The sequence below is a fragment of the Luteolibacter sp. LG18 genome (genome assembly GCF_036322585.1).
Classification (GTDB): domain Bacteria; phylum Verrucomicrobiota; class Verrucomicrobiia; order Verrucomicrobiales; family Akkermansiaceae; genus Luteolibacter.
The window spans coordinates 3,434,573-3,451,360 of sequence record NZ_AP024600.1; the positions used below are offsets into that span (position 1 = coordinate 3,434,573).

The 16,788-nt window shown below is 60.9% G+C and carries 10 protein-coding genes; 6 read left to right on the forward strand and 4 right to left on the reverse strand.

Annotated elements, in window-relative coordinates; all coding sequences use genetic code 11:
- Positions 1–49 precede the first annotated feature (49 nt).
- Positions 50–1,252 carry a substrate-binding domain-containing protein gene (locus llg_RS13870; RefSeq protein WP_338285271.1) on the reverse strand — a complete coding sequence of 401 codons (1,203 nt, stop codon included), beginning with the start codon at positions 1,250–1,252 and terminating at the stop codon, positions 50–52.
- 764 nt (positions 1,253–2,016) lie between these two features.
- Between llg_RS13870 and llg_RS13875 the strand changes: the two genes are divergently transcribed.
- Both llg_RS13875 and llg_RS13880 read left to right on the forward strand, forming a co-directional pair.
- A complete protein-coding gene (locus llg_RS13875; protein WP_338285272.1) occupies positions 2,017–4,122 on the forward strand; it encodes an Ig-like domain-containing protein in 2,106 nt (701 codons plus the stop codon).
- Between the two features lie 236 nt (positions 4,123–4,358).
- Complete coding sequence (locus tag llg_RS13880) at positions 4,359–8,798, forward strand: DUF6531 domain-containing protein (RefSeq protein WP_338285273.1); 4,440 nt, start codon at positions 4,359–4,361, stop codon at positions 8,796–8,798.
- A gap of 23 nt (positions 8,799–8,821) precedes the next feature.
- On the opposite strand, the gene llg_RS13885 is transcribed toward llg_RS13880, so the two are convergent.
- The 3 genes from llg_RS13885 to llg_RS13895 are packed head-to-tail and all read right to left on the reverse strand — an operon-like array spanning position 8,822 to position 11,223.
- Positions 8,822–10,423, reverse strand: a complete 1,602-nt coding sequence (locus llg_RS13885; RefSeq protein WP_338285274.1) for an IS66 family transposase — start codon at positions 10,421–10,423, stop codon at positions 8,822–8,824.
- Positions 10,424–10,474: 51 nt separating this feature from the next.
- Complete coding sequence (tnpB, locus tag llg_RS13890) at positions 10,475–10,828, reverse strand: IS66 family insertion sequence element accessory protein TnpB (protein WP_338285275.1); 354 nt, start codon at positions 10,826–10,828, stop codon at positions 10,475–10,477.
- A complete protein-coding gene (locus llg_RS13895; protein ID WP_338285276.1) occupies positions 10,822–11,223 on the reverse strand; it encodes a hypothetical protein in 402 nt (133 codons plus the stop codon). The genes tnpB and llg_RS13895 overlap by 7 nt, the downstream gene beginning before the upstream one ends.
- Positions 11,224–11,315: 92 nt before the next feature.
- Here llg_RS13895 and llg_RS13900 point away from each other — a divergent pair, with 92 nt between their 5' ends.
- The 4 genes from llg_RS13900 (at position 11,316) to llg_RS13915 (ending at position 16,772) form a co-directional block, all read left to right on the forward strand.
- Positions 11,316–14,033 carry an RHS repeat-associated core domain-containing protein gene (locus tag llg_RS13900; protein ID WP_338285277.1) on the forward strand — a complete coding sequence of 906 codons (2,718 nt, stop codon included), beginning with the start codon at positions 11,316–11,318 and terminating at the stop codon, positions 14,031–14,033.
- A gap of 2 nt (positions 14,034–14,035) precedes the next feature.
- The gene (locus tag llg_RS13905) at positions 14,036–14,476 is read left to right on the forward strand and encodes an SMI1/KNR4 family protein (RefSeq protein WP_338285278.1); all 441 of its coding nucleotides are present in this window, start codon (positions 14,036–14,038) and stop codon (positions 14,474–14,476) included.
- A gap of 185 nt (positions 14,477–14,661) precedes the next feature.
- Positions 14,662–15,114: an SMI1/KNR4 family protein gene (locus llg_RS13910; RefSeq protein ID WP_338285279.1), complete on the forward strand. Its 453-nt coding sequence runs from the start codon at positions 14,662–14,664 to the stop codon at positions 15,112–15,114.
- 113 nt (positions 15,115–15,227) lie between these two features.
- Positions 15,228–16,772 (forward strand): putative Ig domain-containing protein, encoded by a 1,545-nt coding sequence (locus tag llg_RS13915; protein WP_338285280.1) that lies wholly within the window; start codon positions 15,228–15,230, stop codon positions 16,770–16,772.
- The last annotated feature ends 16 nt before the right edge of the window (positions 16,773–16,788 follow it).

Consider the following 16,788-nt stretch of genomic DNA (forward strand, 5'->3'; position numbering starts at 1 on the left):
GGGGGAGTAATGATTGCCTTCCCCTCCCTCCATGTATCTCCGGATCGACTCAGGGCGTGGGGGTGGAGTCTCGGTTGGCGGGGCTGGTTCCGGTCAGCTTGTGCATGCTTCTCCGTTTGGCATGGCTCCATTTCCGCGGTGACACGCCGTGGTATCGCTGGAAGAGCCGGCAGAGGTTCTTCGCGTCGCCCAGGCCGGTGCGCCGTGCCACCTCGTGCAGCGGGAGTTCCTCGTCGTCGAGGAGCTGCATGGCCGCCCCGAGGCGCAGGCGGGCGATCTCCTTCACCAGCGTGAGACCGGCCTCATGGAGCAAAGCCTTCTGGAGACCGCGTGGCGACATGCCGGCGGCCGCGGCGATCTCGGGGATCCGGATGGGCTTGGGAAGGTTCTCACGGATGAAGGTCAGCGCGCGGCTCACACCGGTGTGCGGACCGATGTAGAGCGAGGTCGAGGTGCGGGGCTCCACCTGGACTGGCTGCACCAACCGCGGGCGGTCCGGCTTTTTGCCACCATCGACGAGATCCGCCAGCAGCGCCGCCGCCGAGCGGCCCACCTCCTGGAGGTTCACGTCCACGGAGGAAATTTCCACCGGCGAAACCTCCAGCAGGTGAAGCTGGTTCTGGCTGCCGAGGATCGCCAGATCCCTGGGCACATCCAGGCCGATGGCCTGGGCCGCGGCCATCAGGTCCAGCGCGCAGCGGTCGTCATCCGCCATGATCGCCACCGGCAGCGGCAGCATCCGGAGGTTCCCGACCATCCACTCGTGGACCAGATCGCGCGGTGCGGGGTGGTTCCGGGACAGCTCCGGATGGTCCTTCATGAAATCGAGCACCACCGGCTCGCGGCCGGACCCGCGGATCGTGCGGACGAATCCCCGCTGCGTCGCCAGGGAATCGGCTCCGGTCGATTGGCGGCAGAACACGAATGTCGGGCGACCGACCGTCAGCAGGTGTTCCGCCCCCAGCCGGCCGGCGGCCTCGGCGTCATAGTTGACGGAGGGGTAGTGCGTGGTGGCGCGGGCGAGTTTCGGAAAGGTGGCGTCCAGCATGCGGACGACCGGACACTCCAGGCGGGCGAGCCAATTGGCGATCCTCTGGCTGCTCACGGTGGCGAGCACGCCATCGAATCCGGAGGCGGGCGGCAATTGCCCGTGGCGGACGCTGGAGAGGTCCAGGTCCCAACGGTTGTCGCGGGCCCACCCGGTGATGCCTTCCAGCAGCGCCGGATCCTGGATGCCGAGGGCGAGCAACATGACCCGCCGCCCGGAGTGGAACGTAGGGTGGGGGGCACGACCGCCGGGCCGTGGTCCACGGGCTAAATGGTGCATCGTGGCGGAGGGTTGGCGGTGGAGCGGAGTGGGCCCGCGAGCCGGTTGAAAAAGTGCCTGCCGATGGCAGCGGATGCCGGGCAGTCTGTGCAGGCCATCGCGTGGCGGGAGAGGAGGAGTTTCGGTTTCATCGTCAGGAGCAATGGGACCGTTGGATTATCTCCGGTGATGTGGCTCCAGCCAGTGGGCAGTCCTGCCCACTGGCTGGAGCGGTGTTTCGGGACGGCCGTGGGCGGGTGCTCCCATGGGCCCGATCCACTGGATTTGTCGTAGATCGTCGGGGCCATCCGCCCCGCGTTTCCGGCGGGCGGCGGGGTGGAGATTCCCACCCATCCCACCCCGGATGGTGAGGGGGCGGGCAGTTGCGATCCAGTGGCGGAATCCTCCCTGAGGCCGTCCGTGGCTCCTCGGACCGAAAATGCGATGTCACGTCAGTTTGATCATTTGGGTTGTGAGTTTTTCATGTGTCACGAATTCACGAATTTTTCACAAAACGCGAATTATTGGTCGAAAACATGTGATGTGTCTAAGTGTGGGCGTAGATAATCAATGGGTTGTGGTTGGTTGAGTGATTGGTGATCTTAAAATTCACAAATGAAGCGTTGACCTATCGAACGCCATGATGGCTTAACCCGCTCGTAAAATCGGCACCGCACCTAACCGTATCCTCGGTCTTCTATTGCTCGGCATTGGTTTTCGGGAGCGCCAATGCGATCACGGTTTCCACCCCGGTCTTCAATCCGCAAGAGGCTGATTCGGCCACGAAATTCACCGTGGTGGTGTCCTGCGCCACCTCGGGATCGGTGATCCACTACACGCTCAACGGCGCGGAACCCACTATCTATGATCCGGTTATATCTTCCGGTTCGACGGTGTTGATTGATCGTGATCTGACATTGAAAGCGAAGGCGTGGGTGACCTCGGATTCGAGCGCCACCGCGACCGCCGGATTCGCGGTGACCGGTGCCGTTTCCGCCGGAGCGGTACACGCCCAAGCATTGAAATCGACTGAAGCGGTTTATGCATGGGGTTCCCAGTATTACGGCAAACTGGGCAACAACGTCGTCACGAATTCGAATCTGGCAACCCCTACAACGCCCTCACGCTCTGCCGGAAATCCGATTGCGGATGCCTGGGCCATCGCCTCGGGCGTCAACCAAAGCATCATTCTGGACCACTCCGGAAATCCCTGGTGCTACGGATATGGCGTATCTGGTGAAATGGGAAACAACGACAACGCCACCCAAGGCTACGCCGTCCGGGTCGTGAAGAGCACAACCGCCGGTGATTGGTTGACCGGATGTATCGGTGTCGCCGCCGGCCAGTTCTTCAACGGAGCCCTGACTTCCGATGGGAAGGTCTATACATGGGGCTCCAATACCGGCACCGGGAGATTGGGCGGCGGGAACCCAACCGGTTCGCGCCTTTATGCCGGACTGGTGAAAAAACAGGTCTCCGGAAGCCCACAGGACCTCACCGGCATTACTCAAATCGATTTCGGTGACGGCCAAGGCTTGGCAAAGGATTCCAACGGCCATCTATGGAGCTGGGGCTCCAACAGCAACGGCCAGCTTGGGAACGGCGGCACCAGCGGCTACCAGGTCTACGCCGCTCCCGTGCTGTTGAACTCAACTCCCACCGAGCTTTCGGACGTTTGGGATATTTCATCAGGGGACCTGCACTCGGCCGTCGTCCGGTGGAACACGTCCGTCTCGGGCCTGCTGGGGAGCGTGTGGTGCTTCGGAAACCAGGCCAGCGGACGTCTCGGCAACGGTGTCACCACGAATTCCGACGTTGGATATCCCACCCAGGTTAAAATCGACAACGCTCCTACCTACCTCGGTAGCATCGTCCGGGTCAGCGCCGGTTCCTCGCATACCCTGGCAATGGACAACACCGGACACGTTTGGGCCTGGGGATACAACGGTTACGGGGCACTTGGGGACGGAGGCACGGCCAACAGCGCTTTCGCCGTCAAGGTCAAGAAGCCCGCTGTCGCGGGCCCTGGCACGACTGCAGGGGACGACTACCTCTCCAACGTGGTGTGGATCTCCGCCGGAGGCTCCGGTAACAACAACTTCAGCCTCGCCGTCACCAAGGACGGAACGATCTACGCATGGGGCATCGACACCTCCGGACAGATGGCGTCCGGAAGCACCTCCAGCGGTGCCCACTCCCTGCCGGTGGCGGTTCCGACCCTCAAACTGCTGCCGAATTTCCCCGAGATCAGCTTGGTTTCCACCGTCAACCAACCGAATGCCCCGGGTTCGGTCAGCCTCGTTGCAACCGTGACCGACCAGGATGGTCCCTCCGACATCCAGAAGGTGGAATTCTACCGCAACGGTTCGCTGGCGGGAACGGTGACCGCGTCTCCATGGACCTACACGCTGACCAATGTTGCGGCAGGCACCCACCACATTTATGCCGTTTCCACGGACCAAGCGGGCAACACCTGCTACTCGCTGCCTTCCGACATCACCATCAATTCCACCAACAGCGCCGACACCGACGGCGACGGGCTGCCCGACTGGTGGGAGATGCAATATTTCGGCGTCGATTCGGAGCATCTCTCAAGCGTCAACCCCGATGATGACACGGCGGATCACGATGGGGTGAGCAACCTCGACGAGTACCGGATGGGAACCAATCCCACGGTCTACAATGACTTCGGCCCCGGGACGACTGGATATGAGTCCTACGGCTACGATGACCTGGACCGCCTGATCCAGGTCACCGGCCCCCAACCGCGGTCCTATGGCCTCGATCCCGCCGGAAACATCGAAAGCGCCAACTGAACGCGAAGCATCATTTCTAGAATACAAATTTCATGAATTCGTTTTTCTTCCGCAAGCTGGTCTTCAATGCTTTAGCCAGCCTGGTTGTTCCGTGTGTCACATTCGCACAGAGTTCCGAGGATCCGGTCGTTGAAAACCCCACCGGTTGGAACATCGCAACCATTCCTTATCAGAGCTCGGGTGGGGAAAATGTCAGCGAATACTTCAGCGGTCAGAAGATCCATAGTTCTCTGGCCGTGGGGGAATCTTCTCCGAACCCGGCTCCCGCGATCGTGGAAATCGGCCCTGAACTCCGCGAACTGGCCAACGGTCTGCGGAATGATCCGCTCAGGATCTTCAACTATGTCCGCAACGAGATCGAGTCCCAGCTCTACTTCGGCCTGAAAAAGGGTCCGCAGGTCACCTTTCATGAAGGAAGTGGCAACGATCTCGACAAGGCGTTCCTTCTTGCCGCACTGCTTGAATCGGCGAAAGCCAATGATTCTTCCGCGAACATAGGCACCCTCAGTTTCGCCACAGGATGGCAGGAGCTTCCCTACTACACCGGTGGTCTGAATCTTCCCGACGTGTGTTCCTTGTGGCGGATCTCAGGGAGCGCCAATCCCAGCGGCACTAACGCCGGTCGCTATTTGTATCATCCCACGGTACCGAATCCAACCAGCCTCGCCTCGAAGCAGCTTGCTCTCGCTGCCAACGTTGCGACTGACCAAGGTTATTGGAATGCCTCCCGGCTCGTTGTTTCGAACGGCAATATCAAGATACGCCGCTTCTGGCTCCGCATGGGTTCCCAGAACCTGGACCCGTGGTCGGTGGTCTATCGCCAGGCGCCTCGCAGGGAATTGACCGAGTCACCTTGGGCGCAACCCGACCCGGCAGACCTCTTGCACGGAACCACCGCAGTGGATGACACCGACCCGGCAAACGAATCGACCCGTATCGGTCTCACATGGACCCCGACGCCGGGTGATTCAGTGGCCACCGAAATGCCTATTTCCTCCTCCTACAAATATGATCTCTGCGGCTTTCTCGGAAACAGGACCACCTTGGGCCTGCAGAATATCAAAAAACAGGAGAACCTCGGGAAAATTTCCGCGGACAATCTTCTTGGACGCTACAAACTCGTCAAAATCGCCTATTCGGCTTTGCCTGAAGCGGGGCTGACTTCCGATAGCAGTGGCTCGCTCCTGTCCGCGAAACTGGCCGCCCGCATGGAGATTTATCTGGGGGCGGGAAGCTACACGGTCTCCGGCACCACCACAAACAACACGTGGTCCGTCCTCACTCCGACCCTCAATGAACGGCGTGTATGGGTCGAGTTTGTCGGCACGGCGGCCCAGTTGAATGCGGAAGGATCGAGCGTTCCGCTTTCCACCTACACCTTCCCGACCGTCAACACCAAGAAGGTGATTCTTGCCACGAAGTTCGTCCTGCCGATGTCGGGATACCCTGCGAACGCCGAGGTTAAGGCCGATGTTCTTGTTGACCGCAGCTCCGATTCTCCTGCGGTTCAGCTAAGGGCCTACCATACGCTCTTCTACGGCTTCAATCCCAAGAAGGGCACCCTTCGTTATCGGCAGGAGAAGCTGGATGAACTCATGCATCAAGCGGAGCGCCGCTTTCCGGGCTCGGTTTCGTCCGATGCGGGGATCTTGTGGCTTCAGATTTCGGACCTGGATCTCCGGAAGGAAATCGTTCTCGAAATGCTCAACGTCCAGGGTCTCACCTGGCTTTCCCAGACTGCCTCCGCACGGCGCACTCTCGGCGATGTCTTCGACGCCAACCTTGAGAAATCCTTCTCACTGGGACGGATGAGCCAGAACAACGCCTACTTCGTCGACGCCTTCCTGCAATTGACCGCCGCCAGCAGCAGGCTCGGACAATACCAAGGGGCGGGTGGTGAGATCGCCGCGTCCATGGCCTCCATGCTCGTGGAGAGCGGTCTGGAGCACAGCTTGATCGAACAGGTGGGTAAGGTAAACACAAGTAACGGCAAGGACAAGCCTCCGTATGGAAAGTCCACCGTCAATCAACTCGGCTACAACACCGTTCCGATGTGGGTGTTGACCCAAGGATACATCCCCGGAACCGAGTCGGGCTTCTGGGGTGGATCGCCCAACAATACCCACAACCAGCGGGTAACTCTGAAGAACGATTTCACCGCCAGGCTGGTTGCTGCCGATAGCGCGATCGACAACACCCAACAGTCCCTCTGGAGATATCCCGCCATCTCCCTGCGAGGCTATAGCGACCAAGCCGAGGCGTTCATCTCCATGAACCAGATCCGGATGTCGGTGGGAGACAGCCAGGGTGGCTACTCTGTCGCCGGTGAGCTCATCGACCCGAATCTGATGTTGAAGCAGATCGTGACTCCCGCTGGCTACAACCAGGTCAGGGTTGTGCCCGGAGAGGTCACCATCAGCGAACCGACCTGCAAGGTCGTGGACAGCCATGGTGCGGATCCCGTCAACCTTTACAACGGCAGCTTCGATTATGCGGACGTCGACTTGAAAATGGGGAGCGGCGAATTCCCGCAGGGCCTCACGTTCCAGCGCTATTACTCTTCCGCGAACGCCCACCGTGCATCCGCCGGCATGGGCTTCGGATGGACGCACAATTGGAACCTGTTCATTACGGAAACCTCCGCCGCCGACCTTGCTCTTGGTGATGGTTCCGCCCGCCAGATGGTTCCATTCCTGGTAACGGCAAAAACCCTGAAGGAGTATCTCATCCCTCCTGCCTACGCCAGCGCCGGCGTGGCCGATCCTGCCACGCTCAACCCCGTCCGCTGGCACATGTGCGTGTGGTTGGGAAAGTGGGCCGCAGACCAGCTCACGCACAATGCCATCGTCGCTACTCTCGGCAACGAGTCCGAAACCTTCGTCCTCATGCCTGACGGCTCCTACGAGTCCGGCAGCGGATCAGGAATGGTTTTGAGCCGCGACGCCACCAGCCGGGAATTCACCTTGGTCCAAAAGGGCGGGAACACGATCGTCTTCAATCCCTTGTATTCGGGCTATTACTACAATCAGGGGCGTGCTAGCTCGCTGACCGGTCCGGACGGCCAAACCCTCAACTTTTCCTGGAATACGAATGGATTGCAGAAAGTAGAATCCACGGTTGGCGGCAAGAATCGCGGTATTTCTTTCACCTACGCCACCACCGGCTCGCATCTGATGACGAACGCCAAGCTGTATTACGGGACGGATTCCGTGTCCACCCTCTACGGCTATGACGGAAACGGGAACCTCAAGGAGCAGACCGATCCGGAAAACCTCACTCCCGTCCAGTCGGAGTATGCGAACTCCAACAACAAGACCCGCTATTATTATCGGGAGGATGAGGTCTCGTCTCCGTCCGACACGTTCCGGGCCCGGATGACCAAGGTGGTCAATCCCGAGAACCAGGTCACGGCCTTGAATGCCTACGACCAGATCGGGCGGGTCAGCAGCCAGTATCAGAACGGGGATACGGCTAGCCAACCGTGGCTCTTCTTTTACAACGGTATCCGTAACGAAGAGCAGGATCCAGCCAACGGAATCAAGCAGTACCTCTACAGCGATCGAGGCCAATTGTGGGGCGAGGTCGATGCGCTGGGCTACACCACCACCCGCGTCTTCGACGACGAGGGGCGGATCATCAAGGAGACCGATCCCGCGGGGGGCTGGGTGCAAACAACCTACGATGTCAACAGTAACCCCATCCTCACCAACCGCTATGCCAACTCCGGGCAAACGGTTCCCTGGACCACCGCGGCGACATTCGACTCCCTCAGCCGGCCGCTGAACATCACCGACGAGCTGGGACGAACCACGACGTTCACCTACTTCCCCGGCAGCACCAGCCGCTCCGCCCAGACGATGACTCTGGACGGCAAGACCACCACCTACACCTTGATGGGTTCCGGGTGGGCCAAGGGCATGCCCGCGACCATCACCGACCGCGACGGTTATGTGACCACCTACACCTACAATGAAGCCGGTTGGACCGCGTCCATTGTGGAGCGGAACGCCCCGGCCAAGACCTTCAGCAATTACAATATCTTCGGCTCCCCCGGCACGACGGTCGATGAAAACGGCCACACCGATACGGCTACCTACAACAACCGGGACCAGGTGATTTCGGCGACCCGCGTTGACCCGAACAATTCGTCCTACTCGCACGTCGGCCGCACGATCTACGACGCCTGCGGCCGCATCGTCCGGGAGGAAACGGATACCGGTCGCTCCGGTGGCAAGAAAATCGTGGCCACCACCTATTCCGCTTCCGATCTGAAACTTGTGGAAACGTCGGCCGGAGGGGACGGAGTAGTGGGCACGTCAGACGACGTGGCCCAGACGTGGACCTACGATGCACGTGATTTCCTGATGTCCGAAACGGACATCTATGGAAACACCACCACCCACGAATACTTCGCGAACGGCAAGGAGAAGAAGAGCAACCTTCCTGCCGACCCCGTGCATGGTGCCCGTGCGCACAACTACCTGGTCGACAACCTCGGCCGCGTGACCGACGCCTCGGATGTTCTGAACCGGAACACCCACACGGCCTACGGCGATCACGAGGTGTTCTCGATGTCCACCGGGGGAAGCATCCGCGGCTCCCGGTCCACGGCGACGGACCCGATGAACTTCAACATCGTCCGTTACAGCGTAAGCGCTCCATGCGGCCTCTCTTGACCGAGGATGCATGAAGCCGCTTTTCAGGACGCAGCTTGGATCGGCACGAGCACCTCGTTCGTAGGCTGCCAGTTCTTCGGGAGCAAGGCGTCGATTTCCGAGGCCTTCATCCCGGGCAGGCGTTCGAGAACGTCCCGCAGGTAGGCATACGGTTCGTGGCCGTGTCGCTTCGCGCTCTCGATGAGCGTGTAGAGGATGGCGCTGCGGTCCCCGGTGTCCTCGCCTCCGACGAACATCCAGTTCTTCTTGCCCACCGCCGTCGGACGGATCGCGTTCTCGGTGAGGTTGGTGTCGATTTCCGCTTTTCCGTGGCGGACGAAGGTTTCGAGCTTCTGCCACAGCGCGAGGGTGTAATCGATGGCTCGTCCCAGCGGACTCTTCGGCAACACGGACACGTTGGCACGCAGCCGCTGCAGGTCGAGGCGGAAGCCTTCGAGGATCGGGATGCTTTGCTCCCGACGTATGGCAGCCCGTTCCTCTGGCCCTGCCCGGGTTTGGCGTAGTTCCTTTTCGATGGCGTAGAGGCCGCCGATGGCTTTGAGCGGTCCGGCCGCGAGGGTCTGCCCGCTTTGATACGCTTCGTGGAACTTGCGCCGGGCGTGGGCCCAACAGGCGGCCTGCGTGATCTCCGGATGCCGGGCGGCGTAGGTGTCGTAGGCGCGATACCCGTCGCTCTGGAGGATGCCGCTGAACCCGACGAGCAGATCATTCAGGCAAGCGCTGCCGCGGCTGGTGCGCCACTGGTAGAGGACATCGCCGCCAGGGCGGTGCAGGGTCCAAAGATAGCCGAGACCGGTTTTGCCGGTGCCGGGGGCGAGGTATTTGACCGGTGTCTCGTCGGCCTGGAGGTAATCGCCCGCGAGCAGGTCTTCATGGATGTGCCGGTAGAGCGGCTTGAGCCAGAAGGCGGCGAGTTCCGCCCAGCGACACAGCGTGTTGCGCCCGATGGCGACGCCATGTCGACGGGCGAGGATCTGTTCCTGACGGTAGAACGGCAAGTGGTCGCAGTATTTCGAGACGAGGGCGTGGGCGATGAGCGCCGGCGTGGCCGTGAGGCCGTCCTGAAGCCGCGGCGGGAGTTTGGCGGTGACGGGGGCCGCATCGCGGTCGGCGACACGGACGTAGGTGGGCCGGATCAGGCGGCGGATGAAGATCCGGCCGGGCTGGTAGTCGAGTTGGTCGCTGCGTTCCTCTCCAATCCTGCGCCAAGCTTCCGGGCAGGCTTTGACCGGCTCGGGCAGCAGCACTTCCTCGACAACGGGCAGATGGTCGGGGATGCGCTCGCGGCGCGGCTTGCGATCAGGACGGGCGACGCTTGCTGCGCTGGCCTCCACCACCGGTGCGTCGCCGAAGGTCGGGGAGGCCGGGGCTTTTCCCGGCGGTTCACCCAGCAGGAGTTCGAGCTGGGCCGGGTCGAGCGCCTCGCTGCTCTTGCCGAAGAGTTTGCGCAACACCAGGTCAAGCTTCTGGCGCAAAAGGCCGATGAGTTCCTCCTGGTTGCGGAGCTGCTCGCGCTGGCTGTCGATCAGCTCGGCCTGGAGCTGATTCTGCTCGCGCAACAGCCCGAGGGTCTCCCGCAGGGAGGAGTTTTCCTCAAGTGGCTGTTGTTCGCGCTCGGGTGTCATCGGACGCGCACATGCTACGATGGATGGAGTAGTCCCCGGCAAGCCGGATGTTCACTCCCGCTCATACCACGGACGCATCCGCGCTCCCTTCAGGTCGATACCGTCGGTGAGCATGGCAAGGGCCTCCGGGGCGAGCTTGAGCTTGCCTCCGCGGCCATCCGACGGCTTCGGCCACGAGAAGGTACCCTTTTCAAGCCGTTTGGCGTGAACCCACAGGCCGGTGCCATCCCAATGGAGGAGCTTGATGCGATTGCGCGAGCGGTTCGAGAAGACGAAGACCGCTCCGCTGCGCGGGTCCTCGCCGAGCTGGCCTGTGACCAGCGCGTGGAGGCTGTCGAAGGACTTCCTCATGTCGCACGGCTCCAGCGCCAGGAAGACGCGCAGGCTGCCGGAGAGAGTCAGCACGGGCGGGTGGAGGTAAGATGGCGGAGCAGCTCCGCCACCCAGGCGAGGTGCTTGCGGTTGGCCACCTCGATGCGGGTGCCGTCGGCAAGCGTGACGCGCAGGGGCTCGGCGACGGCTGCCTGGACCGAAGGCTCCATGGGCGCGTCCACCACAACTTCGGCAAAGGAGTGTTGAACGGGTTCCGGTTCCTGCTGATCCCGGCGACGCTTCTGCACCCAGGTGGCGAAGGTCGGATACTTCAAGCCGTGTTGGCGGCAGAAGGCCATCGCCGACTGTCCGCCGCGCTCGAAGGCATCGAGCAGGGCCTCGCGTTGGGAGGGCTCGATCAGCACGCGGCCGCGGGAATCCGATCGGATCAAACCCGGCCCGCCACCGGGATCTACGATAGAGGTCATTCATGCCTATGTATCACCTCTATCGTAGGTCCGGGAACGGGGGGCGTGTGGAGCGCTTACGTTACAGCGACGCGGCCGGACGCCTGCGGAAAATGGTCGACCGCCGTGGCAAGGTCTACGAGTTCGATCACGACACCTTCGACCACGAGACGGCGACCCGCACTCCGGATGGCAAGGTCTTCGCCAAGACGTACACCGCGGAGGGACGGGTTCTCACGGACAGCCAGAATTCCACCCAATTGATTTCCTACAGCTATGAGTCCGGCACAGGCCGGGTTCACGGCACCACCTATCCGGATGCCTACGTCGAGAACGTCGAGTATGACGGCAAGGGCCAGCTCAAGCGTTCGGTGGAAGGCTCCAAGGAGGTCAAGCGCACCTACGACGTCTTCGATCGTGTCCGCACCTACACGAACAGCGAGGGGTGGACCATCGGCTACGAGTACTACAACGACGGGCTGATCAAGAAGATCTACTATCCGGAGAAGGACTCCAACCCCTTCGACAACCCCTGCTGGGTCAGCTACCAATACGATCAGACTGGCAAGCTGACGCAGGTCACGGACTGGAACAACAAGGTTACCAGCTACGCCTGGCGGCCCGATGGCAAATTGCTGACCGTCACCCGCCCGAACGGCACCAAGCGCACGCTGATGTATGACAGCATCGACCGTGTGGCCGGTTTCGAGGAGCGCTCCAACAACGCACTGCTTCTCTTCAACCGCTTCAATTACCGCAAGACGGACGACCTTTCCGGCCGCTACAACTACCCCAGCTTGCCAGCGAACCAGACGCTGACGCCGATCACCTCGGCCACCTACACGTCTGACAACGCCTTGCTCACCGTCAACGGTGTCGGCTGCCAGCATGATGGCCGGGGCAACATGACCCAGGGGCCTCTCAGCCTGGCATCTCCCGCCACCGCCCAGAGCCTGACCTTCGACTGGCGCAATCGCCTCACCGCGATCGGCACGGCCGCGAGCTACACCTACGATCAGGATGGCCACCGCGTGAAGATGCAGCGGGGCTCGGACGTCACGGAGTACGTCTTCGACCCCCACGGCGGAGCGCTGACCCGCATGCTGCTCCGGAAGGATGCCAGCGGCGCCACCGTGCGCTGCGTCTATGGCCTGGGTCTCGAATACGAGGTCGAGACTCCCTCGGGTGGCGGCACCGCGGCGATGCGCTTCCATCACCCGGACCACACCGGCTCCAGCGTCGTGATCACCGATGGCACCGGTGCCGTCACCGCGCGCCAGTCCTATGATCCCTACGGCCGTGTCATCCACTCCAGCGGTATCTGGAACAGCGCCTTCGGCTACGCGGGCTATCTGGGGGTGATGACCGATCCGGACGGTCTCGTGTGGATGCGCGCCCGCTTCTACAGTCCCGTTCTCGGTCGATTCATCTCCATGGACCCGTCCCGCTTCGAGGGCGGCATGAACTGGTATGCCTACGCCGGAGGAAACCCAATCCAGTTCGGGGACCCGACGGGGCTCGGCCCCATGTCCACCTTGGATGCGATCCAAACCGGGCTCTCCATTCTCGGGATGCTGCCGGTCATCGGTCCGGCCTTCGACCTCGTCAACGCGGGCATCAGCATGGCACGTGGCGACTTCGTGGGAGCAGCCGCCCATGCCTTTGCCGCGCTTCCGGGCATTGGGGACATGGCGGGAGCGGCCATGCTCGGCGGCCGGGCCATCGCCATGGAAATGCGGATGGGCGGTGAGATCGCCGCCGAAACCGCGAGTCTTGGCAAGAGCCTGCGCTGCACGGCTCCCACTCCTTGGAAGGGCGGCAGCGGATTCTGCTTCGTCGCCGGGACCCCCATCGCCACCGCGGAGGGCTCCGAATCGATCGAGAACCTGCATGTCGGTGATCGGGTCCTGACCACCTCGGGCAGCTACTCGGCCACCGAAGTCGATCCCGCCACCTGGCGCAAGATCACCGTGACCTTGGCCTGCGACGACCTCTCGAAAGAGCAGGTGAAGATGGAGCTTCTCCGCTCCAACCACTGGATCACGAACACCGGCTGCGCCTCCGGCAAGCGGATCTGGATGGAGATTGGCGACCTAGGCCTGCAGGGCTGGGCGGATGTCCACCAGATCGAAGCCTGCCCGCCCATCCAACCCGGCACCGGGCGGGTCGTGCTCAGCACGATGACGCGCACGGGGGCTTCAACGGTTGATCTCAAGCTTGAGAACGGTACCGAAATCGAAGCCACCCCCACCCACCCGCTCTACTCGATCACCCGTGGCGAATGGACGGCGATCTCGGATCTCCAGGAAGGCGAAGTCCTCGCCAGCAAGGATGGCCAGGCGATCGTCGACTCCGTCACCCCGGACCAGGCCGGCACCCAGGTCTTCAACCTTGAAGTCGAAGGTGACCACTGCTACTTTGTGGGACGTGATCAGCTTCTTGCACACAATCAATGCTTTGAATTAGAGGGTGTTAAGAGAGGTGCAAAGATTCCGAATCCCAGCACCTCGACAGGCGTGGGGTTTGGGGTTAATGATTCGGCAGCCCGTATTCAAGGACCATGGACCAAGAGCGATCTATTCAACGGTCTGTATGGTCGTTCCCCGAAAAGCCTAGGACGACCAGACCTTCACCATGCTCAGCAAATGCCGGGTTCCGCGATCCATGAGATAGAACCATCACTGCATCGCGGCAATGCTGCTCTTCACCCCAATAAATTCAATCAAGGGGTAACCAATGAAATGCGCATGCAGGATCGCCAGTTGCATTGGTGGTATCGTGCTCGCGAACAAGGCGCCGAAAAGCTCTACCCTAACCATGTCTACGATTGAAAATGACTAAATCGGAATTCCACCAAAAGCTCATTGAAGCAAAACAGCAACGGCCCAAGGTATTCGGGTCAACCACACCGGATCCACTTGCTTCCGATGATCAAATTGATACTCTAGAAAATATTATTGGATGCAAATTGGAGGGGTCTCATCGCGAATTCCTCCAAGAATTTGGAGGCGGCGATTTTGGATTTGGTGTACTATTTTGCGCCAATCCAGAAAGCGAATGGTTCCTCGTTTCACATCTCAATCAGAGGAGCCGCGATCTATCATTCATTCCGGTTTCAGATGATTTCGCGGGAGGGGTCTATGGCTTCTTGGCGAAAAACGGCAGATGTGAACCGCCTCTTCTTGTTCTGGATCATGAATCCGGTGATTTGATTAAAACGGATTTCCATAACGTTTTTGACTTTATGGATAGATATGCTCTTAGGCCTGCTTGATGCGCGAGAGTCCTGGTTATTCAGATGAATGATGGCCCGCTGGCGGAAATGACGGCGACATTTCACTAGCAGAATTCCAGTGTTATTCATATCAATCCTCAAACAATTCCATCCGGTATCAACCGCAAAGCGTTCGACTCTTTCCGTCGAGGCTATTGGAGGAATAGAGCAACTGATTTTTCACAATGAGTATACAAGGTTATCAATCCGCTAAATCCCTGATCGAAGAAGCTGGTGGTGACTTCGAGGGGGAAAAGGCCGAATCTTTGGTCGGAATGGCCGAACAAGTGCTGAATCTCAAATTCCCGCCCAGTTATCGCCGGTTCTTGCTGGAAATGGGGTGCGGAGACATCAATGGTTTGGAAATATACGGTATTATTGATGACGAGTTCGAGGACTCCTGCGTCCCCAATGGTATTTGGCTAACGCTGAATGAGCGCCGCAATATAGGCCTTGGTCTCGGCTACATCCTAATTGGGGATGGGGGTGATGGTAGTTACTATGCAATCGACGTCAGTAAGGTTGACGAGTTTGGGGAAAGTCCTGTAGTGAGGATTGCTGCCGACGGAAAGGAAGGCGAACCCGTGGCAAATAACTTCGGGGACTACCTTCTTCATGCTGTGGAAGAGGTTGTCTAGAAGTGCTTTGAAAGCATGTTGAAGGCGGATGGGCTCCCGCTTTTCCGGCCTACTCATCCGGGTAGCTGGGTAATTTTGCGATCCGGGGTACCATGGGAGACCATTCCATTCCCATGCAGTCGTCACGCTTTGCCCTGGTTCTGTTCAGCTTCGGTTCGATCGTCCTGCCGGTGGTTTCCGCCTCCGGGCAGGATGCCGCCGTGGCACCCATTCTCACTCCTCCTGCTCCCGCGCAGCCGCGTGTGAACGGACCGAAGGCATTCGGGGTCCGGCCCGGGGTGCCATTCCTCTATTCCATCCCGGCCACGGGGGAGCGGCCGATGACCTTCGCCGCCACCGGCCTGCCCGCGGGGCTCACGCTCGATCCCGCCACCGGACGCATCACCGGCAGCGTGAAGGAACGCGGGACGTATGAGGCGAAACTGCTGGCCCGCAACGCGAAGGGCACGGCGGAGAAGCCATTCCGGATCGTGGTGGGGGACAACATTGCCCTGACGCCGCCGATGGGCTGGAACAGCTGGAACTGCTGGGGTTCGAATATCGACCAGCAGAAGACCCTGGCCGCGGCGCAGGCCATCGTGCGCCACGGCCTCGACCGCCACGGGTGGAGCTACGTGAACATCGACGACGCCTGGCAGGGGAAACGGGGCGGGTCCTTCAACGGCATCCAGCCGGATCCGGCGAAGTTCCCGGACATGAAAAAGCTCTGCGATGACATCCACGGCATCGGCTTGAAGGTCGGGATTTATTCGTCGCCGTGGGTGACCACTTACGCCCGCCGCATCGGCGGCTCCGCGGAGAATCCGGAGGGCGATTGGTCGCCGCCGGGAAACGGGCCGAAGACGGTGAACAAGAAGATCCTCCCGTGGGCGATCGGGAAACACTCCTTCGCCACCCAGGACGCGCGGCAGTGGGCCGCGTGGGGGATGGACTACCTGAAGTACGATTGGAACCCGATCGAGGTGCCGGAGACCGCGGAGATGGAAAAGGCGCTCCGCGGCAGCGGTCGGGACGTGGTCCTGAGCCTGTCCAACAGCACGCCGTTCAACAGCATCGCGGAGCTCAGCCGCATCGCCAACTGCTGGCGGACCACCGGTGACATCAAGGACACGTGGGAGAGCATGAGCAAGAAGGGCTTCACCCAGGACAAGTGGGCGCGCTACGCCTCGCCGGGGCACTTCAACGATCCGGACATGCTCGTGGTCGGCCATGTGGGCTGGGGGAAGCCGCATCCCACCAACCTCACGCCGGACGAGCAATACACCCACATCAGCATCTGGTGCCTGCTCTCCGCGCCCCTGTTGCTCGGCTGCGATCTGGAGAAGATGGATGATTTCACGCTCGGCCTGCTCACGAACGACGAGGTGCTGGCGATCGACCAGGACGTGCTCTGCAAGCAGGCGGTGAAGGTGGCGGGCTCGGATCTCCTGCCTGTCTTCGCCAAGCCGCTCGAGGATGGATCGAAGGCGGTGGGGTTCTTCAATCTCGGGGATTCGGAAGCCGAGGTGGCGGTGACGTGGAAGGACCTCGGGCTGGGAGGAAAACAAACGGTCCGCGACCTGTGGCGGCAGAAGGACCTCGGGGTGTTTCCCGAGGGCTACCGGGCGAAGGTGGCGTCGCACGGGGTGGTGCTGGTCCGGGTGATCACGGAGCTGTAGAAAACGCGGTGCCATG